This window comes from Ramlibacter sp., assembly GCF_036383835.1.
Lineage (GTDB): Bacteria > Pseudomonadota > Gammaproteobacteria > Burkholderiales > Burkholderiaceae_C > Ramlibacter.
This window is the reverse complement of sequence record NZ_DASVNN010000012.1, coordinates 1-23,637: the sequence shown is the minus strand read 5'-3', so window position 1 is coordinate 23,637 and position 23,637 is coordinate 1. Positions and strand designations below refer to the sequence as shown.

Genomic DNA, 23,637 nt, shown 5'->3' with positions numbered 1-23,637 from the left:
GTGTCCTGATGGCGGGGAAGACTGCGTCGGCCGTGATGGATTGGCCGCGGAAAAGAGAAAGGCCCGCGCGTGCGGGCCTTTCGAATTCTGGCTCCCCGACCTGGGCTCGAACCAGGGACCTACGGATTAACAGTCCGGCGCTCTACCAACTGAGCTATCGGGGAACAAGCCTTAGATTATAGCGTCGATTTCCAGCTCTTCCGGATGCTCGACAAATTCAGCAAATCGTCAGTCGAACACCGGCGTCTCGACACCCAGCACCTTGTGCAGTTTCGGGCTGGTGGTCGTGTACTGCAGGTGGATCTTGCCCTTCTCGGGGAAGATGATGGGAGCGGCGCCGAAGGCGGCCAGCGCGCACTCGTGGAAGCCCGAGAGGATCAGCTTCTTCTTGCCCGGGTAGGTGTTGATGTCGCCCACCGCGAAGATGCCCGGCACGTTGGTCGAGAACTTCTCGGTGTCCACCTTCAGCTGCTTGCGCTCGATGTCCAGGCCCCAGTCGGCGATCGGGCCGAGCTTGGGCGACAGGCCGAAGAAGACCAGCAGGACGTCCGCCGGGACCACGCGCGTGACGCCGTCGGCGCCCGTCACCTTGGCGCCCGTGAGCTTGCCGTCCTTCTCTTCGTAGCCGGTCACCTGGCCAACCACGAACTGCATCTCCATCTGCTCGCACAATTCGTGCATGCGCGCCACCGAGGCGGGCGCGGCACGGAAGCCGTCGCGGCGGTGGACCAGGATCACGCTCTCGGCCTTGTTGGCGTTGCCGTCCTCGTTGCCCGGGGTGAAGTTCAGCGCCCAGTCCAGCGCGGAGTCGCCGCCGCCGACGACCAGCAGGTTCTTGCCGGCGAAGTCCGCCGGGTTCTTCACCCGGTAGAACAGCTGCGAGTCCTGGAACCTGTCGAGGCCCTCGACCTTCAGCAGGCGCGGCTCGAAGGCGCCCACGCCCGCGGCGATGAAGATCGTCTTGGTGAGGAACCTCGTGCCCTTGGACGTTTCGACGAAGAAGCGGCCGTCGTCCTGCTTCTGCACCACCGTGACCGTCTGGCCCAGGTGGAAGGTCGCGCCGAACGGTTCGATCTGCTTGAGCAGCGCGTCGGTCAGTTCCTTGCCGGTGCACACCGGGATCGCCGGGATGTCGTAGATCGGCTTGTCCGGATACAGCTCGATGGGCTGGCCGCCGGGGTAGGCGAGCGAGTCGATGACGTGCGCCTTGATCTCCAGCAGGCCGAGCTCGAACACCTGGAACAGGCCCACGGGGCCCGCGCCGATGATCACTGCATCGGTCTCGATCGGGCCGTCATGGGCGGCTGCGGTCTTGATCACTTCTTCGTTCAGTTCTGATTTCATGGTTCCCTACTTGACCAGCTCGGACAGCTTGCCCGGCTTGTCCTTCCATTCCTCGGCATCGGACAGCGCCGGCTTGCGCTTGGTGATGCTCTTCCATCCGGGCTGGTGCGACAGGTCCACGTTCAGCTTGATGAAGGCCACCTGGTCCGCCGGCACGTCCTCTTCCGCGTAGATCGCATTCACCGGGCACTCCGGGATGCAGACCGCGCAGTCGATGCACTCGTCCGGGTCGATCACCAGCATGTTGGGACCTTCCCGGAAGCAGTCCACCGGACAGACGTCAACGCAGTCGGTGTACTTGCAGCGGATACATTGTTCGGTGACGACGTGGGTCATTGCGGTAGCGAGGGCTTGGGGGGAAACCCTCTATTTTATTTGGTTTTCGTCCTGCCCCCTTGGGCAGGATCAACGAACGAGCACGGCCCCCGAGGTCTTGTGGCTGGCGGTGTCCACCAGGACCAGGGAACCCAGGGCGCGCGAACGGGCGTAGGGCAGGGTGGCCAGGGGCTCCTGCAGGGCCAGTTCGACGTGGCCGATGCCGTTCGGCTCCAGGTGGTTGGCGTCCTGTTCGGCCAGCGTGTTCACGTCCAGCTTGTGGACGATGCGCTTGACCTTGACCTTCACCCAGCGGTGGCCGTGCAGCGCCCAGTAGGCGCGGCCCGCCACCAGCGGCTCGTCGTCGAGCCAGGCGATCGTGGCCGACACTTCGCGCGAAGGCGTGAAGGCGCCCGGCGCCAGCAGCCAGTCGCCGCGCGACACGTCCACTTCGCGGTCCAGGATGATGCCGGCGCTGTGGCGCGCTTCCACCTTGGCGGGATCGCGCACGTGGTCCAGCACCTGCGCCACCTTGGCGGTCTGGCCGCTCGGAAGCACCGTGATCTCATCGCCGGGCTGCACGCTGCCCGTGGCGACGCGGCCCCAGAACACGCGGCGGCCCTGCGAGGTGTCGGAGGAGGACGAGAACTTCTCGACCCACTGCACCGGAAAGGCGAAGGCTTCGGCCGTCTCGGCCGGCGTCACGTCGAGCTGCTCCAGCAGCGCCAGCAGCGACGGGCCCTGGTAGCCGCACCAGCCGGGCTGGGCTTCCACCACGTTGTGGCCCTTCAGCGCGGAGATCGGCACGATGGCGCGGGCGTGGATGCCGGCGGCCTCGGTGAAGGTCTCCAGCGCGCCGCGGATGTTGGTGAAGGCCAGCGTGGCGTCTTCCACCGCGTCGAGCTTGTTGATCGCGAACACGATCGCGGGCACGCGCAGCAGGTTGGCCAGCAGCGTGTGGCGGCGGGTCTGCGGCAGCAGTTCGAGGGCGGGGTCCTGCCACTTCAGCTTGGTGGCGTCCACCAGCACCACGGCGGCATCGGCGCTGGAAGCGGCCGTCACCATGTTGCGGGTGTACTGCTCGTGGCCGGGCGCGTCGCCGATGATGAACTTGCGCGCGGGCGTGGCGAAGTAGCGGTAGGCCACGTCGATCGTGATGCCCTGTTCGCGCTCGGCGGACAGGCCGTCGGTCAGCAGCGCGAGGTCGGTCTCGCCGGAGCGGGACACGGAGGCCAGCTGGTCCTGCAGCACGGCGCGGCTGTCCACCAGCAGGCGGCCGATCAGCGTGCTCTTGCCGTCGTCGACCGAGCCGCAGGTGATGAAGCGCAGGGCGGCGTCGTGTCCGGTGTGGGTTGCGGTCGTCATCAGAAATACCCGTCCTTCTTGCGCTTTTCCATCGAGGCGTCCGACGTCTTGTCGTCCATGCGCGTGGCGCCGCGCTCGCTCACGTCGGCCAGCAGCGTCTCGGCCACCACGTCGGCGGCGTTCGCCGCCGGGCTGGCCACCGGGCAGGTGCAGGTGATGTCGCCGACGGTGCGGAAGCGCACCGTGCGGGTCACGACCTCTTCACCGGCCTTGGCCGGCGTGACCTCGGTCACCGGCACCAGCAGGCCGCGGCGCTCCACCACCTCGCGCTGGTGCGCGTAGTAGAGGGAAGGCAGCTCGATCTGCTCGCGCTCGATGTACTGCCACACGTCCAGCTCGGTCCAGTTGGAGATCGGGAACACGCGGAAGTGTTCGCCGGGCGCCAGGCGCGTGTTGAACAGCGTCCAGAGTTCGGGGCGCTGCGCCTTCGGCTGCCACTGCCCGAAGCTGTCGCGGTGCGAGAAGATGCGCTCCTTGGCGCGGGCCTTCTCCTCGTCGCGGCGGGCGCCGCCGATCAGCGCGTCGAAGCGGAATTCGTCGATCGCCTCCAGCAGCGTCACCGACTGGTGGGCGTTGCGGCTCTCGTCGGGGCGCGACAGGCGCACCGTGCCGCGCTTCATCGAGTCTTCCACGCTGCGCACGACCAGTTCGGCGCCGAGCTGCTTGGCGCGATAGTCGCGGAAGTCGGTCACTTCGGAGAAGTTGTGGCCGGTGTCGATCATCAGCAGCGGATACGGGATGCGGCCGGAACCGGAGGTTCCTCCTGTGACTCCGAAGGCCTTTTCGGCAAGCGCAAGCAGCACCAGGGAGTCCTTGCCGCCGGAGAACAGCAGGGTCGGACGCTCGAAGGCGCCGGCCACTTCGCGCAGGATGAAGATCGCTTCTTCTTCCAGGGCGTCGAGGTGCTTGTTGCTGAGGCGGGTCAGCAGTTGCGGTTCGGTGCGTGCGTTCATGCGGCGACCTTCTCTTCTTTCTTCACATGGAGGCCGCATTCCTTCGCGGCCTCATCCTCCCACCACCACCTTCCGGCGCGGAAATCCTCGCCGAGGCTGATGGCGCGCGTGCACGGCGCGCAGCCGATGCTGGGGAAGAACTGGTCGTGCAGCGGGTTGTAGTCGACCTCGTTGGCGCCGATGTAGTGCCAGACGTCGCCCCAGGTCCAGTTCGCCAGCGGGTTGAGCTTGATGCGGCCGTTCTTGGGCACATCCGACTCGTCGACCAGCGGCACGTCGGCGCGGGCGGCGGACTGCTCCTTGCGCAGGCCGGTGATCCAGGCCTTCTGGCCGGTCAGGGCGCGCTCCAGCGGCTCCAGCTTGCGGATCGCGCAGCAGTCCTTCCGCAGCGCGATGCTGCGGTACATCGCGTCCTTGCCTTCGCGGCCGACGAAGTGCACCACCGATTCCTGCACGGGGCGGTAGACCTCCACCGGTGCGCGCGAATGCGCCAGCGTGCGATCCAGCAGGTCCAGCGTCTCCTGGTGCAGCGCACCCGTCTCCAGCACGAACACCGGGATGTCCAGTTCGAGGCTGTTGATCAGGTGGGTGATCACCACGTCCTCCGCCCCCAGGCTGGAAGCCTGCTTCAACGGCGCGAACTCGGAGGCGGCGCGGATCAGCAGCTTCTGCGTTTCCGCCAGCCTGGCCTCGAAGTCCTTCGAAGGACGGGCGTGCAAATCGATGGCGCCCATCTCAGACCCGGGCGAAGTGCGGCTGCGCCTCGCGCGCATCCGCCTGGTAGAACTCCGCGTAGCGGGCGAACTGGCGCTCGGCCTCGACCGGGTCCTTGCCTTCCTTGAGCACCGCGCTGGAGAAGCCCGTGCGGTACATCTGCACCAGCTGGTCGATCAGCACGTCGCCGGTGGCGCGGATGTCGCCCGCGAACTTGCGGCGGCGGCGCAGCAGGTAGGCCTGGCTGAAGGCACGGCCGTCGGTGAACTTGGGAAAGTCCAGCTCGATGCGGTCCACGCCTTCGAGGGACAGTTCCATCGGGTCGGCGTCGTTGGCGAGCGTCACGACCTTCACGTTCTCTTCGGCCGTGCTGCCGGCGGCGATCAGTTGCAGCGGGATCATGCGGTTTCCTTTTCCGCGATGCGGCAGGCGTTGGCGGCGACCTTGAACGGGTCCTGGCCGACGCGGCGCAGCGTGGTGATGAACGTTTCGTACTTGCCGTCGGCCGCGGGCTGGCGCAGCTGGCGGTAGGTGTCGACGATGGCCTCGATCACGGCCGGCACTTCTTCCTTGGCGAAGGAGGGGCCGATGATCTTGCCGGGACCCGCGGGGCCGGAAAGGTTCGAGCCGTCGGAGCCGCCCAGCGTGATCTGGTACCACTCCTTGCCGTCCTTGTCGACGCCGAGGATGCCGATGTGGCCGGCGTGGTGGTGGCCGCAGGAGTTGATGCAGCCCGAGAAATTCAGGTCGATCTCGCCGATGTCCCATTCCTCGTCGAGGTCCTGGAAGCGCTCGGTGATCGCTTCGGCGATCGGCAGCGAGCGCGCGTTGGCGAGCGAGCAGTAGTCGCCGCCGGGGCAGGCGATCATGTCGGTGATCAGGCCGATGTTGGCGCGGGCGAGGCCCAGCTTGCGGGCAGCGGCATACAGCTCCGGCAGGTCGTCCTGGTGCACCCAGGGCAGCAGCAGGTTCTGGTCGTGCGTGACGCGCGCTTCGCCGGCGGAGAAGCGCTCGGCGAGGTCGGCGCAGGCGTCGAACTGGTCCGCCGTGCAGTCGCCGGGGTTCTGGCCCAGGCGCTTGAACGACAGCTTCACGGCGCGCAGCTCGGGATTGCGGTGCGGGAACACGTTGCGCTGCAGCCAGCGGTCGTACTGCGGGTCGGCTTCGGCGTCGGCGCGGATGATCTCGTGCACGCGCGCGTCGGCGGCGTCACGCTGGCGCGGCTTGAGCACCGGCGCCACGAAATGCGCGGTCACGCGATCCAGTTCGGCTTGCGTCAGCGTGTGCTGGGCACCGTCGACCTCGACGATCTGGCGGAATTCCTCTTCGACCTGGTCGATGTAGCGCTGGCCTTCGGCCTTCACCAGGATCTTGATGCGCGCCTTCCAGACGTTGTCGCGGCGGCCGTAGCGGTTGTAGACGCGGATGCACGCTTCCAGGTAGTTCAGGACGTGCTTCCACTCGAGGAACTCGCGCACCACGGTGCCGATGATGGGGGTGCGGCCCATGCCGCCGCCCACCAGCACCTTGAAGCCCAGCTCGCCGGCCTCGTTCTTCAGCAGCTGCAGGCTGATGTCGTACCAGCCGGTGGCCGCGCGGTCTTCCTTCGCGCCGTTGAGGGCGATCTTGAACTTGCGGGGCAGGAAGGCGAATTCCGGATGCAGCGCGCCCCACTGGCGCAGGATCTCGGCGAAGGGGCGCGGATCGGCGATCTCGTCGACGGCGATGCCGGCGAGTTCGTCGGTGGTGATGTTGCGGATCGCGTTGCCGCTGGTCTGGATGCCGTGCATGCTCACGCCGGCCAGCAGCTCCATCACGTCGGCGGCCTTGGTGATCGGGATCCAGTTGAACTGCACGTTGGTGCGGGTCGTGAAGTGGCCGTAGCCGTACTTCAGGTTCGTCACCACCTGGCGGTCGGTGCCGGGGATGGGCACCGGGCCGAGCGCCAGCTGCTTTTCCTGCGCTTCCTTCAGCAGCTCCGCATCGGGCTGGTCGAACTCGCGCGCGACCTGGCCCAGGGCGCGCAGCTGCACGGTCGACAGCTCGCCATAGGGCACGGAGATCCGCGCCATGGGGGCGTAGCGCTGGATATACCAGCCGTTTTGCAGGCGCAGGGGCCGCAGCTCGTCGTCGCCGAGCGTGCCGGCCTGCCAGCGCTCGAGCTGGTCACGGAACTGGGCTGCGCGCGCGCGCACGAACTGGCGGTCGAATTCTGTGTATTGGTACATGGCCTCGGTCAAGGCGGCCCCTCCAGGAGCCGGAGCCGAGACTGTAGCGATCCCCCTTATGAGCCCGAACTATTTTTTTATTCGACTCTTATGCGGATAAGCATATGCACGAGTGCTGGCGCGGGTTCCGGGGCCCGGAGCCGGGCAGGTCCGGATAAGGCCGATCGGGCTCAGCCGCGCGATGCTGGCGACAGCCGGGCCGCGTCGAGTGCCTTGGCAAGCCGTGCTTCCAGCGGCAGGGGTTCGCCATGCAGGCGGGCAGCGATGAGTTCGCCGCACAAGGCCGCGAAGGTCAGGCCGCGCGATCCCATGGCCGTGCTGAGCCACAAGCCAGGCTCCAGTTCGCCGGCCAGGGGCCTACGGTCGGACGAAGCGCAGCGCACGCCGCTCCAGCTGCGCAGTTCGCCGCGCGCCGTCGCGGACTGCACGACTTCGGCGGCCCGGGGCATGACCTCGCGCACCCGCTGCAGGTTGGCCGCGACGTCCTCGCTGCGCAGGCCCGGGTCCGCATCGCCGCGGCCGTAGGTCGAGCCGGTGATCCAGGCGTTGCGCTCCACCAGCGGAACACGCGGCAGGAAGTGGCCGTGGCCGTTGACGGGGAAGGGGGGCAGCGACGCCGCGTCGGCATCGTGCGGCGCCCAGCTCACCTGGCCCCGGACGGGATGCAGCTGCACCCGGCCTTCCAGCAGCGCCTGGCTACCCAGGGCCGCGGCGACGACCACGAGCGGTGCGCGGGCGAGCTCGATGCCCTCCGGCCCCCGGACGACCCAATGCGTGTCCTCCCGCACGACGCGTTCGATCCGCTGGCCGCCCACGAAGCGCACGCCGGGCGTGCGCAGCCAGGAGCGGACCAGCGCCGCCGGCTCGATCCAGGCCGCGTTCTCGTGCCACCAGGCGGCCTGCGCGGGCGCGAGGCCGGCCGCTGCTTTCTGCGCGCCGGTCGCTTCGCGCGTCCAGGGCAGCAGCGCCTCACCGAGCGGGGGAAGCGGCCGGTGATCGTCGCCGCGCCATTCGAGCACGCCGGTCGCTTCCCATTCGAGGCCGGCCGCGAGCCGCTGCCGCGCTTCCTGCAAGGTGATGCGCACGCCGGCGCGCGAGAGGCGCGACAGCAGGTTGTCGTCGGGCGACTGGTGCGGCGCGAGCAGGCCGGCCGGCAGCGACGAAGCGCCGCCGGCGGGCGCGGGCGCGGCATCGAGCACGCGCACCGACCAGCCGCGGCGTGCCAGGCTCGCCGCCACGCCGGCGCCGGCGAGGCCCGCGCCGATCACGATGCATTCGCCGGGCGTGCGCTCGTCCTGCTGCGGCAAGCCCTTCACGTCCCACGCGGGCTCGTAGCGTCCCTTCAGGCAGTCGCGCTCGGGCGGCAGGCCGGGGCATTGCTCCAGTTGCCAGCCGCAGGTCTGCAGGTCGCGCCGCACGTGGCCCGCGATGGTCCAGGTGGCGAGGCTCGCGCCGCGGCGGCTCAGGCGCGTGACGCCCTTGAGCGTGCCCAGGCTCCACATTTCCGGATGGACCTCGGGGTCGAAGCCGCCGAGGAACACCGAATCCGCGCGGAAGTCCAGCTCGCGCAGGATGGGCGCGACGTCGCCCACGCACAGCGTGAGCAGCACGCGGCCTTCGTCGAACGAGAAGCGATGGAAGCCCGGCACGAGGCCCTGCCAGCGCGAGGCGAGCTCCCGTGCGAGCGGCTGCAGTTCGGGCTCGAAGGCCACCGCCCGCAGCAAGTCGTCCGCGCTGACCGGCCAGGCTTCGATCGAAGCGACATGCAGCAGCCGCGGCCGCGCCGGGTCGCTGCGCCAGGCCTGCCAGGCCGCGAGGAAGTTGAGCCCGAGGCCGAAGCCCGTCTCGAGGATGCGCCACTGCGGGCGCCCCGCCCAGGCCGCGGGCAGGCCGCAGCCTTGCAGGAAGACGTGCCGTGCCTGCTTCAGGCCACCGGAGCGGTGGATGTCGTCGAAGCGCGTGCTGCGCGCCGTGCCGTCGTCGTCACGGACGACGGGTTCGGCCATGGCCTTACTGCGTGGGCGGAACGTAGCCCGCCGCGGTGTCCGCGCCACTGCCGAAAAAGTGGCTTTCCATCTGGCGCTTGAGGTACTCGCGGGCCCGCTGGTCCGCGAGGTTGAGCCGGTTCTCGTTCACCAGCATGGTCTGCTGCTTCAGCCATTGCTGCCAGGCTTCCTTGCTGACGCTCTCGTAGATGCGTTTGCCGAGTTCGCCGGGATAGGGCGGGAAATCGAGGCCTTCGGCCTCGCGACCGAGCTTGATGCAGTTCACCGTGCGTGCCATTCACGCCTCCTGGATTAGCTTATGGGAATATGGAACTGAAAACTCTGTCGTTCCAGTTATGTGACTTGCTCTCCAGAATGCGCCTCATCCAACAACAAGGTGCATTCCATGAGCCTTCGCCGCGACTTTATCAAGATTCCCCTGGCGCTCGCCGCCGCTGGCGTCCTGGGCCTGACGGGCCTGCCCTCGATCGCCCAGCCGCTGCAGCTGCTCAACGTCTCCTACGACCCGACGCGCGAGTTCTACGTGGACTTCAATGCGGCCTTCGCCAAGTACTGGAAGGCGAAGACCGGCCAGGACATCCAGGTGAAGCAGTCGCACGGCGGCTCGGGCAAGCAGGCCCGTTCCATCATCGACGGCCTGGACGCCGACGTGGCCACGCTGGCGCTGGCCGGCGACACCGACGCCCTCGTGAAGAACGGCGGCTGGGTGAAGCCCGACTGGCAGAAGCGCCTGCCGCACAACGCGTCCCCGTACACCTCCACCATCGTGCTGGTGGTGCGCGCGGGCAATCCCAAGGGCATCAAGGACTGGGACGACCTGGCCAAGCCGGGCGTCAGCGTGATCACGCCGAACCCGAAGACTTCGGGCGGCGCGCGCTGGAACTACCTGGCGGCCTGGGAATTCGCCAAGCGCAAGTACGGCGGCGAGGCCAGGGCCAAGGAGTTCGTGGGCAAGCTGTACAACAACGTGCCTGTGCTGGACACCGGCGCGCGCGGCTCGACCATCACCTTCGCCCAGCGCAACCAGGGCGACGTGCTGATCGCCTGGGAGAACGAGGCCTACCTGCTGGAAAAGGAGTTCGGCACCAAGTTCGACGTGGTCGTGCCCTCGGTGAGCATCCTGGCCGAACCCGCGGTGACGGTGGTCGACAAGGTGGTGGACAAGAAGGGCACGCGCGCCATCGCCGAGGAATACCTGAAGTACCTCTACACCGAAGAGGGGCAGGACATCATCGGCAAGCACTTCTACCGTCCGGCCGCGTCGCAGAAGGCCCAGGCCAAGTACGCGAAGCAGTTCCCGAAGCTGAACCTGTTCACCATCGACCAGGCGTTCGGCGGCTGGGACCAGGCCTCCAAGGTCCACTTCGCCGACGGCGGCAACTTCGACCAGATCTATACCCGCAAGTAAGGGAGGGCGGCTGACACCGCGACGCGCGGCGCGGGCGAACAATGGTCGCTGTCCCCAAAAGGAGAACAAGATGACCTATCGCATCGCCGTCGTGGTGGGCAGCCTGCGCCGCGAATCGTTCAACAGGCAGCTCGCCGCGGCGCTCACGAAGCTGGCGCCGCAGCCGCTGGAATTCGTGACCGTGCGCATCGACGACCTGCCGCTGTACAACCAGGACGACGACGGCAACCAGTCCGAACAGGTCAAGCGCCTGAAGACGGAGCTTTCGCAGTCGCAGGGCGTTCTGTTCGTGACCCCCGAATACAACCGCTCGATCCCCGGCGTGCTGAAGAACGCGATCGACAACGCCTCGCGGCCCTACGGCCAGAGCGCCTGGGCCGGCAAGCCGGCGGCCACGATCGGCATCTCGGTCGGCGCGATCGGCACCGCGATGGCGCAGCAGCACCTGCGCAACATCCTCGCCTACCTCGACATGCCGACGCTGGGCCAGCCGGAGATGTTCGTGCAGCACAAGACGGGGTTCTTCACGCCCGGCGGCGACATCGCGGACGACAGCACGAAGCAGTTCCTGCAGAAGTTCCTCGAGAGGTTCGCGGAGTGGGTGAAGCACCACGCGGACAAGGTCGCGAACAAATAAGGCTCATCCCTCGCGCAAAACCCCGTCATCCCCGCGCAGGCGGGGATCCAGGGCGTCCCAAAGAAAAAGCGGCCCATCGGGCCGCTTTGTTCCATGCTCTGGATCCCCGCCTGCGCGGGGATGACGCGCCTGCGCGCGGGGATGACGCGCTTGTGCGCGGGATGACGGTCAGGCGCGGATCGCCGCCTTGCCCTCGTTCGCCGCTTCCCCGGCATGCGCCTGGATCGCGACGTCCGCGGCCTCGATGGCCTTGGCCTTGAAGGCATCGCCCATCGCCACGCCTTCGGCGCGCACGAAGCGGATGTCGGTCACGCCGAAGAAGCCGAACACGGTCTTCAGGTAGCTCTCCTGGTGGTCCGCTGCCGACTCGTCGCCGTAGGCGCCGCCGCGGGTGGACACGACGATCACCGTCTTGCCGGCGGCCAGGCCGACGGGGCCCTTCTCGGTGTACTTGAAGGTACGGCCGGCCTGCGCGACGCGGTCGATCCAGGCCTTCAGCTGGCTGGGGACGCTGAAGTTGTACATGGGCGCGCCCACGACCACGACATCGGCTGCGAGGAACTGGCTCACCAGTTGCTCGGACACGATGTTCTCGCGGCGCTGGACTTCGGTCAGGCCTTCGGCATCGGCGCCCAGCCGGAAGCCCAGCGAGTCGAGGTTCAGGTGCGTCGGGGCGTCGACCGCCAGGTCCAGGTACTCCACCGTCGTGCCGGGGCGGGTGGCCTGCAGTTGCGCGACGGTGCGGCGGGTCAGCTCACGGGAAACGGAGTTGCCGGCGAGCGGGCTGGAATCGATGTGCAGCAGTTTCAAGGTGTCTTCTCCTGAGTTTCCGGGGCCGATCGCCCCCACGGAATAAAGTATGGAGTTGGATCGATGATTTGATAAGACGGCGAAATTGCATTAGATTGTCCTGCCCATGGAACGATCATGCAGGACCTGAACGACATGCTCTTCTTCGCCGAGGTCGTCGACCGCGGCGGTTTCGCGGCCGCGGGGCGGGCCCTCAACGTGCCCAAATCCAAGCTGTCGCGGCGCATTTCCGAGCTCGAGGCGCGGCTGGGCGTACGCCTGCTGCAGCGGACCACCCGCAAGCTCTCGCTGACGCAGGCCGGCGAGATCTACCACCGCCATTGCGTGGCGATGCGCGAACAGGCGGAAGCCGCCGACGAGGCGGTGGCCCATGTGCAGACCGAGCCGCGCGGCACCGTGCGCGTGAGCTGTCCCGTGACGCTGGCGCAGTCGACGATCGGCCCGGTGCTGCCGCGCTTCCTCGCGGCCCATCCGCAGGTGCGCATCGACATGCTGGTGACCAACCGCGTGATCGACCTGGTGCAGGAGGGCGTCGACGTCGCGCTGCGCGTACGCTCCGTTCTCGACGACAGCGGCACGCTGGTGATCAAGAACCTGGGGCACACGCAAGGCATGCTGGTCGCGAGCCCGCAATTGCTGCAACGCTTCGGCCAGCCGCACGGTCCGGAGGAACTGCGCAACCTGCCGACGGTCGCCATGAGCGCCGCGGACGGCCGCGCCAGCTGGCATTTCCTCGGCCCGCACGACGCGGAGTTCGAGCTGCAGCATCGTCCGGTCTACACCGCCGACGACCTGCTCACGCTGAAGTTCGCGGTGGTGCAGGGCGCCGGCATGTGCGTGCTGCCCGACTACATGTGCGTCGAGGAACTGCGCCGGCGCGAACTGGTCCCGGTGCTGCCCGGTTGGGCGCCGCGCGTGGGCCTGGTGCTGGCGGTGTTCCCGTCGCGGCGCGGCATGGTGCCGGCGGTGCGCCGCTTCCTCGACTTCCTCGGGGAGAACATCGTCGGCGAACGCATCGTGGAGGCCGCATGAAGATCGTCCTGCTGGCGCTGTCGCACCTGGTCGTCCTCGTCGTGGGCTTCGGCCTGGGCATCTACCTGCTGCCCATCCTCTCCGCGCCGCCCGCGCCGACGGCGGCGGAAGTGCAGCAGGCCGCGCAGGCGCGCATGTTCGGCGCCACCTTCCGGCGCGAGCTGAAGGGCAGCGATGCCTTCCATTGGGGCGAGGGGAAGCTCACGCTCTCGCCGGCCGCCGTCGCATTCGAGGGCCGGCTCGCGCCCGGACCCGCGTACAAGCTCTATCTGGTGCCTCGCTTCGTCGAGACGGAAGACGAGTTCAGGCAGCTGAAGGCGCAGTCGCTCGCCGTCGGCGACATCCGCACCTTCGACAACTTCATCGTGCCGCTGCCCGCGGGCACCCCGCTGGAGAAGTACGACACGGTGCTGGTCTGGTGCGAATCCTTCTCGCGCTTCATCACCGCGGCGAAGTACCGCTGAGATCCCGTCGTCGACGAGTCCCTCGTAGGGTGGGCAAGCTTCGCTTGCCCACCGGGAATTACAGGGTCCTCGACGACCCGACGCGTGCCGGGGCATCCCCGGCGGCTTCCATCGCGGCCCGTTGGTACACCTCGATGTATTGCACCGCGCTGTCTTCCCAGCCGAAATGGCGCGCCATGCCGTTGGCCTGCAGGCGGCGCCACTTCTGCGGCTCGCGCCACAGCCGGAAGGCGCGGCCCAGCGCGTCGTCGAGGCCGGCGGCGTCGCAGCCCGTCATCACGAATCCGGTGCCGTGCTGCGGGTCCGCGCTGGCGTCGGTGACCGAGTCGAGCAGGCCGCCCACGGGCGCCACGATCGGCGGCGTGCCGTAGGCCTGGCTGTACATCTGGTTCAGGCCGCAGGGCTCGAAGCGCGAAGGCATGAGGAAGGCATCGGCGCCCGCCTCGATCAGGTGGGCCAGCGCTTCGTCGAAACCAAGCGTCACCGACACCTGCTTCGGATGCTTCTGCGCCGCCTCGCGCAGGGCCTTCTGCAGGGCCGGTTCGCCGTTGCCCAGCACGACGAGCTGGGCACCGGACGCCAGGATCCGCGGCAGCGCGCCCAGCACCAGGTCCACGCCCTTCTGCGGCGTGAGCCGGCTCACCATTGCGAGCACCATCGCCGCCCCGTCGACCGGCAGGCCCACGCGTGCCTGCAGCGCCTCCTTGCACTGCGCCTTGCCCTGCAGGCTGTCGCGGCTGAAGTGGTGCGGCAGCAGCGGATCCTGCGCCGGGTCCCATTGCTTCGCGTCGATGCCGTTGAGGATGCCTCGCAGATGGGCCGAGCGCGCGCGCAGGATGCCGTCGAAGCCGACACCGTGCGCCGGCGTCTGGATCTCGCGCGCATAGCTCGGGCTCACGGTCGTGATCGCATCGGCGAACTGGATGCCCGCCTTCAGCATCGACAGCTGGCCCCAGAACTCCACGCCGTCCATGCCACGCCATTGCATCGGGACCCCGAGCAGGTCGGCGCTGCCCATGGGGAACACGCCCTGGAAGGCGAGGTTGTGGATCGTGAGGACGCTGGCGGCCGTCTTGTCGGCCGGCGCGATCAGTCGGTGCTGCGCCAGGTACAGCGGCGCCATGCCGCAGGGCCAGTCGTTGGCATGCACGACGTCCGCGATCCAGCCGCGCAGCGGCGAATGCACGGTGCCGAGCAGCGCCGCCACGCGCGACAGCATGCCGAAGCGCATCGCGTTGTCGTGGTAGTCGCGGCCGCTCGCATCCACATATGGGCCGCCGGGCCGCTGGTACAGGCCGGGGCAGGTGAGCAGCAGCAGCGTCACGCCGTTGTCGATCTTCACCGGCACGAGTTGCGCGACCGGCCAGGGACCGTAGGCCGGCAGGTCCACGCCGTCGCCGATTTCCCCGCTGACCTTCATCCCCCGGTACGCGGGGATCAGGATGTGCACGTCGTGCCCGAGGCTCGCCAGCGTGGCGGGCAGCGCCGCGCTCACGTCGCCGAGGCCGCCGGTCTTCACGTAGGGCGCGCATTCGGGCGTGGCGAACAGGATGTTCATGCCGCCTCCGCTTCCGCCACCAGCACGGCGAAGGGCAGTCCGCCCGCCGCGCCGAACAATCCCTGCAGGTCCATGCTTGCGTCTTCCTCGCCGGAAAGCGGGGTTTCTTCCCCGGTCAACCAGTTGTGCCAGCGGCGGAAGCGCCGCAGCGCGCTCTCTTCGCCCATCAGCACCCGCGTGCCCTGCCACAGGCGCGGCGACCAGGCCGCGTCGTCGCCGCCGCACAGCGTGGAGGTGAGCCGGGCCACCACCACCAGCACCGCGTCGCGTTCGTGGATGCGCGCGTACGCCAGCGCGTGTTCCGCCGCTTCGCCTTCCACCGTCAGCGGCAGGTAGCCGGCGTTGTGGAACAGGTTGCTGCGCTCGCGCCGCAGTTTCAGCAGCCGCCAGGTGACCAGTTGCTTGATGCGGCCGTCCGCCGCGTCGCGATGCAGTGCCTGCCAGTCGCCGGTCGAAGGCCAGCGCTGGCGGTACAAGGCCTCCAGTCCTTCCAGGCCGTGGGCGAGGGCAGCGAAGTCCACCGGACGGCGGTTGTCCGGATCGACCAGGCTGAAGTTCCACAGCTCGCAGCCCTGGTACACGTCGGGCACGCCCGGCGCGGTGAACTTGAGTGCCAGCTGCGCCAGGCTGTTGCGGAAGCCGAAGGGCGCGATGCGCGCCGTGAGCTTCTGCAGTTCGTCCGCGAACGGGCTGGGTCCGGAGCGCAGCACGCCGTCCACGTACTTCTCCACCGCGTCCTCGTAATCGGCCTCGGGGCACACCCAGCTCGTGGCCAGCTTGGCCTCGCGAATCGCCTTGCGCATGTAGGCCTGCACGCGCCGGCGCAGGTCCTCGCGGGCGGCTTCGCCGGGCGCCTGCGCGGGCCACAGGCCCAGGAGCGTCTGGAACAGCAGCCAGATGTCGTTGTGGCTGGGCCAGGTCTCCTTGGGCTTGCGGGTCAGGTACAGCTGCGCCCAGCCGGACAGGCGCAGGAGGCAGTCCTCCCATTGCGACGGAATCTCGGACAGCACGTCGATGCGCGCCCGCAGGTCCTCGCCTCGCTTGCTGTCGTGCGTGGAGGTCCCGAGCAGGCAGTGCGGCCGGTGCCGCTGCCGCGTCGCATTGGCGAAGTGGAAGGCGGCCACGGACATGCCGAAGCTGCGCGCCTCCGATCCCACTTCGTTCAACGACAGCAGCGGCAGATAGCGATAGAAGGCGGTGTCCTCCACCGCCTTGGCGGTCACGGGCGCGGTGAACTGCTGCCAGCGCGCGAGGAAGCGTTCGCGGTCCTCCGGCGGCATGTTCTGCGCCTCGCCCTCGCCGAGCAGCACTTCGCGCAGGTACTCCAGCACCGTGGCTTCGGACTTGCCCAGGCGCCGCTCCGCCGCGGCGATCGCCCAGTCGAGGTGGCGGCGGTCCATCGCGCTCGCCGGTTCGTGCGCGCGCAGGTAGGTGCGGTAGACGGGGAAGGCCGCGGCCACCTCCGCCAGCGCCGCGCGCAGGCGGTTGCGGGTGAAGTCGCAGCGCCGGCGATTGCGGCGCGTGAGGCGATGCAGCGTGTGCGCGAGCCAGTTCAGCTCCGAATACAGCGAGGTCTCGATGATCAGCTTCTTGCACTCGTAGACGATCGCGTCGAAGTCGGTCGGCGCATCGGTGAACGCGTGATACGCCGACAGCATCGCGTTCTCGTTGCGCGACTCGACGAACAGGCCGTTGACCAGGCTGCCGAAGCGGTAGCCCGTGTCGCCGTGCACCGGCCAGTCTTCGGGCAGGGATTCGTGCTCCGCCTGGATCTTCTCGACGACGAGGTACAGCGCGCGCGGCCGGTGGCCGCCGACTTCGGCCTGCGCCGCATGGCGCTGCTGCAGTTGCTCGAAATAGGAGCGCGGGTCGCTGAGGCCGTCGGGATGGTCGATGCGCAGGCCGCTGAGCATGCCCTCCTGCAGCCAGTGCAGCACCTTGCGGTGCGTGGCCTCGAACACCTCGCGGCGCTCCATGCGCAGCGCCGCCAGCGTGTTGACGTCGAAGAAGCGGCGGTAGTTGACGTCGTCGCTCGCCACGCGCCAGTCGGCCAGCCGGTAGGCCTGGCTGGAGATCAGCCGCTCCAGCGCATCGAAGCTCGCCGGATCGCCGGCCTGGCCGTTGAGGCGCTGGACGCAGGCCTCGATCCAGCGCGCCAGCCATTCGTGCCGCGGCGCCAGCCGGGCGAGCTGCCGCTTGAACACGGAGGCATCGCGCACGCGGCTGCGCCGCGCCTCCGCATCGGGGTCGTCGCGCGAGGGCAGGCGGCCCAGGGCGTCGAGCAGGGCCGAGACGACGGCATGGCTGTCGCCCTCGCTGTCGTCGCGCGCCGGCGGCGCGGGCAGGGCCGAGAGGATCTCGGGATAGCTGCGCGGATCGATGGGAAAGCGATGGCCCCAGTAGCGCAGGCCGAACTCGCCGGCGCCCTCGTCGAAGGTCAACTGGATCTCGCCGGCTTCCAGGATCCTGCCGAAGTGGTCGCCCAGCACCGGCAGCAGCACGCGGCCCGCCATCTCCGGCTGCGCCGGGTTCCATTCGATGTCGAAGGTCTCGGCGTGGCTGGATGCGCGGCCGTGCTCCAGCACGTCCAGCCACCAGGCGTTGTCGGCCTCCAGCACGCCCATGTGGTTGGGCACGATGTCCAGGATCTGCCCCATGCCGCAGCGGCGCAGCGCGTGGCACATGCGCTTGTGCGCCGCTTCGTCGCCGACCTCCGGGTTCAGCTCGCCGTGGTCGACGATGTCGTAGCCGTGCGTGCTGCCCGGGCGCGCGCGCAGGTAGGGCGAGCTGTACAGGTGGCTGATACCCAGGGCCCGCAGGTAGGGCACCGCCTGCGTGATCCGGTCGAAGGTGCAGCCCTCGTGGAACTGGATGCGGTAGGTGCCGCACGGGACGCTGGCGGTGTCCAGCGGCGGCAGCTCCAGCGGAGCGTTGGCTAGCGGCTTGGGGCCGCTGCGCTCGGCGCGCAGCACCGCGGCGAGCGAAGCCCAGCGGGCGTCGCTGCCGAGGGCTTCCACCGTCACCGACAGCTTGCGCCGCCAGTTCGGGAAACGGTCCTCCGTCGTGCCGGGCACGTTCACCTGCAGCAGCTGTCCGGTGACGTCCTCCAGCTGCACGCCCACCAGCCAGCAGGGCGTGCGGGCCAGGAAGGCGTACACCGCATCGACGAAGGGCTGCGTGGCGTCGGGGAGGGACGTCGGCTGCACCGAGGTCCCTTCGGGCAGCAGGTCCTCGTGCTGCAGGGCGAGCAGCAGCCGCGCGCGGTCCTGGGCCCGCGAGAGCACCTGCTGCTCGTGCGAGCTTGCGTCGGGATAGAGCCCCAGTTTCGACGAGAGCTCGATGTCCTCGCCCAGCCAGAAGCCGCGCAGCGTCGGCAGGTCGTGCGTGCTGACCACCGCCAGCGCCTTCGACTGCCATTGCCCGGGCCGGCGGAAACCGCCGTCCTCCTCGCGTTCGAACAGCAGCGGCTTGTACGACAGCAGGCTGCCTTCGCGCATCGCCTCGCGCATGCGCGGCGCCACGTTGCCCAGGTCCTCGCCGATCACCATGCACTGGTGGCGCTGGCTTTCCAGCGCCAGCAGGCCCATCAGGTCCTGCAGCGGGTATTCGACGTAGGTGCCGCCGTCGGGCCCCGTCCAGAACAGGCGCATCAGCGCCATCACGTGGTCCAGCCGCAGGGCCCCGCAATGGCGCATGTTGGCGCGGAGGGTGTCGATGAAGGGCTGGTAGCGTGCTTCGCGCAGCCGCTGCGGGCTCCAGGGCGGCAGGCCCCAGTCCTGGCCGGTGGGCGCCAGCGGATCCGGCGGTGCGCCGGCGTGCATGCCCAGCGCGAACACCTCGTGCTCCATCCAGGTCTCGGCGCCGCCGCCGTTGACGCCGACCGCGAGGTCGCAGTACAGGCCGATGCCCATGCCGCGCGTGCGCGCATAGCGCTGGCAGGATTCCAGCTGCACTTCGGCCAGCCACTGCAGCCAGAAGCGGTAGCGGATGGCGGAGCCCTGCTGCTTGCGGAAGGCCTGCACCGCCAGACCTTCGGGGTCCTTGTATTCCTGTGGCCAGGCCGGCCAACCCCAGACGTTCGGGTCGTCGGCGTGGAGCCGCTCCTGCAACGCCTCGAACAGCGCATGGCGCCCGAGCGCGTGTTCGCGCTCGCGCATGAAGGCCATGAAGTGCGCGCCGCGCGAGCGGTCCTTGTCCAGCTCGTGCTGCTCGAAGTGGCGCCACAGCAGGCGCAGCACTTCCTCCTTGGCGGCCGCGACGCCCTCGTAGTCGACCATCTCCGCTTCGCGCAGGGCCTGCAGCCGGTCCTGGAATTGCTCCGATTGCAAGCGCTGCGTCGCCTCCTCGCAGCCGCTCAGGTCGACCAGTGTCTGCACATCGAGGTAGATCGGGTTGAGTGCCTTGCGGCTCGAAGGGCTGTAGGGACTCGCCGCGGCCGCGTCGTGCGGGAACAGGGCGTGCAGCGGGCTCAGGCCGATGAACGACGCGCCCTGGTGCGCAGCGGCATCGCACAGCCGCCGCAGGTCGCCGAAGTCGCCGATGCCCCAGTTGCGCGCGGAGCGCAGGGCGTACAGCTGGATGGTGCAGCCCCACCAGCGTTCGCCCTGCTGCAGGCCGGGTGCGACGTAGCAGTGCCGCGGCGTGACGGCCACGCGGCAGGACTCGTGCGGCGGCGCCCCTTCCAGCGTGAGGCGGTAGTAGCCGATGGCGAGCGGCTGCGGCAGGGCGATCGCCGCCTGCTCGTAGCTGCGCTGCAATTCGCCGGTGGCCACCTCGAGGCCGTTGTCTTCCGCAACCAGTTTCCAGCGCGCGGGCGCGCTGCCATGGTCCGTCCAGCGCAGCTCCGCCGCTTCGCCTTCACGCGCCACGTGCACCCGCGGCAGGCCGAGATGCTGCGGCGGGACCTGGCGGCCGTCGCCGATCATCGAAGCCACCGCGCGCTGCAGCACGGCTGGCGGCACGGTCTCTTCCTTGCCCCAGAAGCCGTGATAGCGGTCGGCCACGCCCAGGCGCTGCGCCTGTTCGGCAAGCGATGGCGCGCCGGCCTCCAGTACTTCGTTCATTGCGTGATCTCGTCGCCGAGCGTCCAGCGCGCGGCGTACGCTGGCCAGGTACCGCGCGCGGTGTCCGCGGGCCAGCGGTGGCTGTAGACCGCCTGTGCCTCGACCGGGCCCAGGTGCAGCGCCTCCACCTGCAGCGGCCGGTCGCCGAGGTTCAGTTCCAGGCCGAGCATCTTGCCGTCGTCATAGCGCCATTGCACCGCGAAGCCGCGTTCGCCGATGCGTTGCGCGGTGTGCTGGCCGGCCAGCAGCATGTGCTGCCGCGGCGTGATCCACTGGCGGCGCGCGCGCAGCGCGTCACGCACCTGCTGCAGCCGTTCGCGACCTGCGTCGTCCTGCGCGCGAGCCGGATCGGGCCGGCTCATCGCGAAGGTCTCGCGGCTGCAGGGATCGGGCAGGTCGTGCGCATCCCCATGGCCGAATTCGCGCTTGCGACCGGCGCGGACGGCCTCCCGCAGTTCGCCTTCCCAGTCGGCGAAGTAGAGGAATGGCTCCCGTGCGCCCCATTCCTCGCCGAAGAACAGCATGGGGATGGCGGGCGTGAGCAGCGCGAGCAGGGTGGGCAGTGCCGCCGCGTCCCCGGGAACCAGTTGCGACAGGCGCTCGCCATGCGCGCGGTTGCCGGCCTGGTCGTGGTTGTGCGCGAAGTTCACCAGCGTGGTCAGCGGCTGGGGCGGCGCCGCCTGGACGGACATGCGCGCGCCGCCTTCCTTGCGCTTCGAGCCTTCGAACAGCATGCCGTGCGTGAAGCAGCGCGCCAGCAGGTCCAGCGGATCGGCCCCGTAGTCGTGGTAGTAGCGCTGCGTCTCGCCGGTCAGGACGACGTGCACGACGTGGTGGAAGTCGTCGTTCCACTGGCCGTCGTAGAGGCCGTGCACGGGTGCGGGCGCGAGCAGTCCATGGCCGTTGTCCTCGTTCTCGAGCACCAGGTGCACGTGGCGGCCCGGCGTGGCGGTGCGCACCCGCTCGGACAGTTCCTGCAGCAGGTGGCGCGGACTGTCGTCCTGGATCGCATGGATGGCGTCGAGCCGCAGGCCGTCGAAGCGGAACTCCTGGATCCAGTACAGCGCGTTGTGGATGAAGAACTCGCGCACCACCTCGCTGTCCGGGCCGTCGAAGTTGAGCGCGGCACCCCAGGGGCTGTGGTGGGTCCGCGAGAAGAAGGGCGGCGCATACGCGCTGAGGTAATTGCCGTCCGGGCCGAAGTGGTTGTAGACCACGTCGAGGAACGCCATCAGGCCGAGGCGATGCGCCTGCTGCACGAAGCGCTTCAGGTCGTCGGGCGTGCCGTAGGCGTGGTGCGGCGCATAGGGCAGCACGCCGTCGTAGCCCCAGCCGAACTCGCCGGCGAAATCGGAGACGGGCATGAGCTCCACGGCCGTGACGCCGAGGTCCGCCAGCGCCCGCAGTCGCCGGGCCGCCGCGGCGAAGGTGCCTTCGGGCGTGAAGGTGCCCACGTGCAGTTCGTAGAGCACCGTCTCGTTCCAGGGCCGGCCGCTCCAGCCGCAGTCCCATTCGAACCGACGCGCGTCCACCAGCGCGCTCGGGCCGTGCGGCCCTTCGGGGTTGTGGCGCGAGGCGGGATCGGGCACCAGCAGCTGGCCGTCGATCTTCCAGCGGTACAAGGTACCGGCAGCGGCTTCGGGCACGCGGCATTCCCACCAGCCCTTGCGGTCGGACTGCGCGGGACGCAGCTGCGGAGCACCGGCGGCTTCGACCGCCAGTTCCACCTGCCGCGCGGCGGGCGCCCACAGGCGGAACACGGCCCCGCCGCCGTCCTGCAGGCGGGCGCCGAAGGGCATCTCGTGGTGGCAATGCACGTCTACGACTCCTGGGGCGCCTGCGTCAGCAGCGCCATCGAGTGCGGCAGCAGCTCCAGCTTGCCCTCGGGGGCGAAGCGCTGCGCCTCGCCTTCCTCGAAATGGCCTTCGGCCGTGGAGATGCGCAGCGCCCAGTCGCCCGCGTGCGCGTGCACGCTGGGCAGCGTGAAGATCGCCTCGTGGCCGGTGGCGTTGAACACCAGCAGCACCGAGCGGTTGGAGCCCGCTTCGGGATGCGAAGGCGCGAAGCGGGCGTCGAGCACCGCGGCCACGCAGCGCACCGCCGGATTGGTCCATTCTTCCTCGGTCATCTCCAGGCCCCACACGCTGTACCAGCCGATGTCGCGGCGGCCGTCGCCATCGCGCTGGCCGGTCAGCCAGGCGTTGTGGCGCAGCACCGGCAGCTCGCGCCGCAGCCGGACCAGGTTGGTGGTGAAGGCGAGCAGCGGGTCCTCGCGCCGCTCCTCGCTCCAGTCGAACCAGCTCACCCCGTTGTCCTGGCAGTAGGCGTTGTTGTTGCCGCCCTGGGTGCGGCTCATCTCGTCGCCGCCCAGCAGCAGGGGCACGCCGCGCGAGGCGAAGAGGGTGGTGAGGAAGTTGCGCTTCTGCCGCTCGCGGAAGGCGAGGATCTCGGGGTCGTCGGTGGGGCCTTCCGCGCCGCAGTTCCAGCTGCGGTTGTGGCTTTCGCCGTCGCGGTTGTCCTCCATGTTGGCCTCGTTGTGCTTGTCGTTGTAGCTCACGAGGTCCTGCAGCGTGAAGCCGTCGTGGACAGTGATCAGGTTGACGCTGGCGCGCGGCGAGCGGCGCGAGGGGCCGTAGATGTCCGAGGAGCCGCACAGCGCCGCCGCGAAGTCGCCGAGGCTGCCTTCGACGCCGCGCCAGTAGTCGCGCACGCGGTCGCGGTACTGCCCGTTCCATTCGCTCCAGCCGTGCGGGAAGCCGCCCACCTGGTAGCCGTGGTCGCCGAGGTCCCAGGGCTCCGCGATCATCTTCACGCGCCGCAGCACGGGGTCCTGCGCCACCGCGGACAGGAAGGGCCCTCGGTGGTCGAAGCCGCCATGGCTGTTGCGCGCGATCGCCGGCGCGAGGTCGAAGCGGAAGCCGTCGACGTGCATCTCCTCCACCCAGTAGCGCAGGCTGTCCATCACCACGCGCAGCATGGCGGGGTGGCTGGCGTTGAGCGTGTTGCCGGTGCCCGTGAAGTCCAGGTAGTGGCGATGGTCCTCGGTCAGCCGGTAGTAGCTGCGGTTGTCGATGCCCTTGAAGCACAGCGTCGGGCCGAGGTGGTTGCCCTCGCAGCTGTGGTTGTAGACCACGTCGAGGATCACTTCCAGGCCGGCCGCGTGCAGCGCCTTCACCATCTCGCGGAACTCGTTGGCGTCGCCGCGGGCGAGATAGCGAGGGTCGGGCGCGAAGAAGGCGATGCTGTTGTAGCCCCAGTAGTTGGACAGGCCCAGGTCGATCAGGCGACGCTCGTCGTTGAAGGCCTGGATCGGCAGCAGTTCGACCGCCGTGACGCCCAGCTTCTTCAGGTGCGCGATGGCGGGCGCGGAAGCGAGGCCGAGGAAGGTGCCGCGCAGGTTCTCGGGCACGTCCGGCATCTGCTTCGTGAAGCCGCGCACGTGCACCTCGTAGAAGATGCTGTCCTCCATGGTCGTGGCCGGCGCCTTGTCGCCGCCCCAGTCGAAAGCGGGATCGACCACCACGCACTTGGCCGCATGCGCCGCGTTGTCCCGCGTGTCCATGTGCAGGTCGCGCTTGTCCTGGCCCAGCGGATAGCCGTATTGCCAGGCCGCGCCGTGCAGCGGCCGGTCCAGCGCCTTCGCGTAGGGATCGAGCAGCAACTTGTAGGGGTTGCAGCGCCAGCCGTGGTGCGGCGCGTACGGCCCGTGCACGCGCACCCCGTAGCGCGCGCCGGCCCTC

18 protein-coding genes and 1 tRNA gene are annotated in these 23,637 nt (G+C 69.1%); 4 read left to right on the top strand and 15 right to left on the bottom strand.

The genetic code is table 11. The annotated features are described in order from the left end of the window. Positions 1-88: 88 nt before the first annotated feature. The 10 genes from VF522_RS02040 to VF522_RS01995 all read right to left on the bottom strand — a co-directional run bounded on the left by VF522_RS02040 (position 89) and on the right by VF522_RS01995 (position 9,202). Positions 89-164: transfer RNA gene (locus VF522_RS02040), tRNA-Asn, on the bottom strand. 64 nt (positions 165-228) lie between these two features. Next, the gene (locus tag VF522_RS02035; protein WP_330906541.1) at positions 229-1,344 is read right to left on the bottom strand and encodes an NAD(P)/FAD-dependent oxidoreductase; all 1,116 of its coding nucleotides are present in this window, start codon (positions 1,342-1,344) and stop codon (positions 229-231) included. A 6-nt stretch (positions 1,345-1,350) separates the two neighbouring features. After that, on the bottom strand, positions 1,351-1,680 hold the full coding sequence (gene fdxA / locus VF522_RS02030; RefSeq protein ID WP_330906540.1) for a ferredoxin FdxA: 330 nt from the start codon (positions 1,678-1,680) through the stop codon (positions 1,351-1,353). Between the two features lie 69 nt (positions 1,681-1,749). After that, entirely contained in the window at positions 1,750-3,024 is a 1,275-nt protein-coding gene (locus VF522_RS02025; protein WP_330906539.1) for a sulfate adenylyltransferase subunit 1, read from the bottom strand. Beyond that, a complete protein-coding gene (gene cysD / locus VF522_RS02020; protein ID WP_330906538.1) occupies positions 3,024-3,977 on the bottom strand; it encodes a sulfate adenylyltransferase subunit CysD in 954 nt (317 codons plus the stop codon). Before cysD ends, VF522_RS02025 begins: the two co-directional genes overlap by 1 nt. Further along, positions 3,974-4,711, bottom strand: coding sequence for a phosphoadenylyl-sulfate reductase (locus VF522_RS02015; RefSeq protein WP_330906537.1), 738 nt, complete (start codon positions 4,709-4,711; stop codon positions 3,974-3,976). Before VF522_RS02015 ends, cysD begins: the two co-directional genes overlap by 4 nt. A 1-nt stretch (position 4,712) precedes the next feature. Further along, entirely contained in the window at positions 4,713-5,093 is a 381-nt protein-coding gene (locus VF522_RS02010) for a DUF934 domain-containing protein (RefSeq protein WP_414709423.1), read from the bottom strand. Then, positions 5,090-6,919, bottom strand: a complete 1,830-nt coding sequence (locus VF522_RS02005; RefSeq protein ID WP_330906623.1) for a nitrite/sulfite reductase — start codon at positions 6,917-6,919, stop codon at positions 5,090-5,092. The genes VF522_RS02010 and VF522_RS02005 overlap by 4 nt, the downstream gene beginning before the upstream one ends. Positions 6,920-7,089: 170 nt before the next feature. Further along, positions 7,090-8,925: an FAD-dependent 5-carboxymethylaminomethyl-2-thiouridine(34) oxidoreductase MnmC gene (gene mnmC, locus VF522_RS02000; protein WP_330906536.1), complete on the bottom strand. Its 1,836-nt coding sequence runs from the start codon at positions 8,923-8,925 to the stop codon at positions 7,090-7,092. A 4-nt stretch (positions 8,926-8,929) separates the two neighbouring features. Further along, positions 8,930-9,202 (bottom strand): oxidative damage protection protein, encoded by a 273-nt coding sequence (locus VF522_RS01995; protein ID WP_330906535.1) that lies wholly within the window; start codon positions 9,200-9,202, stop codon positions 8,930-8,932. A 108-nt stretch (positions 9,203-9,310) separates the two neighbouring features. Between VF522_RS01995 and VF522_RS01990 the strand changes: the two genes are divergently transcribed. Then, the gene (locus tag VF522_RS01990; protein WP_330906534.1) at positions 9,311-10,333 is read left to right on the top strand and encodes a sulfate ABC transporter substrate-binding protein; all 1,023 of its coding nucleotides are present in this window, start codon (positions 9,311-9,313) and stop codon (positions 10,331-10,333) included. A 70-nt stretch (positions 10,334-10,403) separates the two neighbouring features. After that, positions 10,404-10,970 (top strand): NADPH-dependent FMN reductase, encoded by a 567-nt coding sequence (locus VF522_RS01985; protein ID WP_330906533.1) that lies wholly within the window; start codon positions 10,404-10,406, stop codon positions 10,968-10,970. 168 nt (positions 10,971-11,138) lie between these two features. Here the strand turns inward: VF522_RS01985 and VF522_RS01980 are convergent, their stop codons facing one another. After that, entirely contained in the window at positions 11,139-11,780 is a 642-nt protein-coding gene (locus VF522_RS01980; RefSeq protein WP_330906532.1) for an FMN-dependent NADH-azoreductase, read from the bottom strand. 117 nt (positions 11,781-11,897) lie between these two features. Here VF522_RS01980 and VF522_RS01975 point away from each other — a divergent pair, with 117 nt between their 5' ends. Further along, positions 11,898-12,812 (top strand): LysR substrate-binding domain-containing protein, encoded by a 915-nt coding sequence (locus tag VF522_RS01975; RefSeq protein WP_330906531.1) that lies wholly within the window; start codon positions 11,898-11,900, stop codon positions 12,810-12,812. Then, entirely contained in the window at positions 12,809-13,276 is a 468-nt protein-coding gene (locus VF522_RS01970) for a DM13 domain-containing protein (protein WP_330906530.1), read from the top strand. The genes VF522_RS01975 and VF522_RS01970 overlap by 4 nt, the downstream gene beginning before the upstream one ends. A gap of 58 nt (positions 13,277-13,334) precedes the next feature. Here VF522_RS01970 and glgA read toward each other — a convergent pair whose 3' ends face one another. The 4 genes from glgA to glgX form a co-directional block, all read right to left on the bottom strand. Continuing rightward, on the bottom strand, positions 13,335-14,834 hold the full coding sequence (gene glgA, locus VF522_RS01965) for a glycogen synthase GlgA (RefSeq protein WP_330906529.1): 1,500 nt from the start codon (positions 14,832-14,834) through the stop codon (positions 13,335-13,337). Next, positions 14,831-19,897, bottom strand: coding sequence for a malto-oligosyltrehalose synthase (locus VF522_RS01960; protein WP_330906528.1), 5,067 nt, complete (start codon positions 19,895-19,897; stop codon positions 14,831-14,833). The genes glgA and VF522_RS01960 overlap by 4 nt, the downstream gene beginning before the upstream one ends. Then, positions 19,894-21,714: a malto-oligosyltrehalose trehalohydrolase gene (gene treZ, locus VF522_RS01955; protein WP_330906527.1), complete on the bottom strand. Its 1,821-nt coding sequence runs from the start codon at positions 21,712-21,714 to the stop codon at positions 19,894-19,896. The genes VF522_RS01960 and treZ overlap by 4 nt, the downstream gene beginning before the upstream one ends. Positions 21,715-21,716: 2 nt before the next feature. Further along, a partial coding sequence (glgX, locus tag VF522_RS01950; RefSeq protein ID WP_330906526.1) for a glycogen debranching protein GlgX occupies positions 21,717-23,637 on the bottom strand: 1,921 nt, incomplete at its 5' end.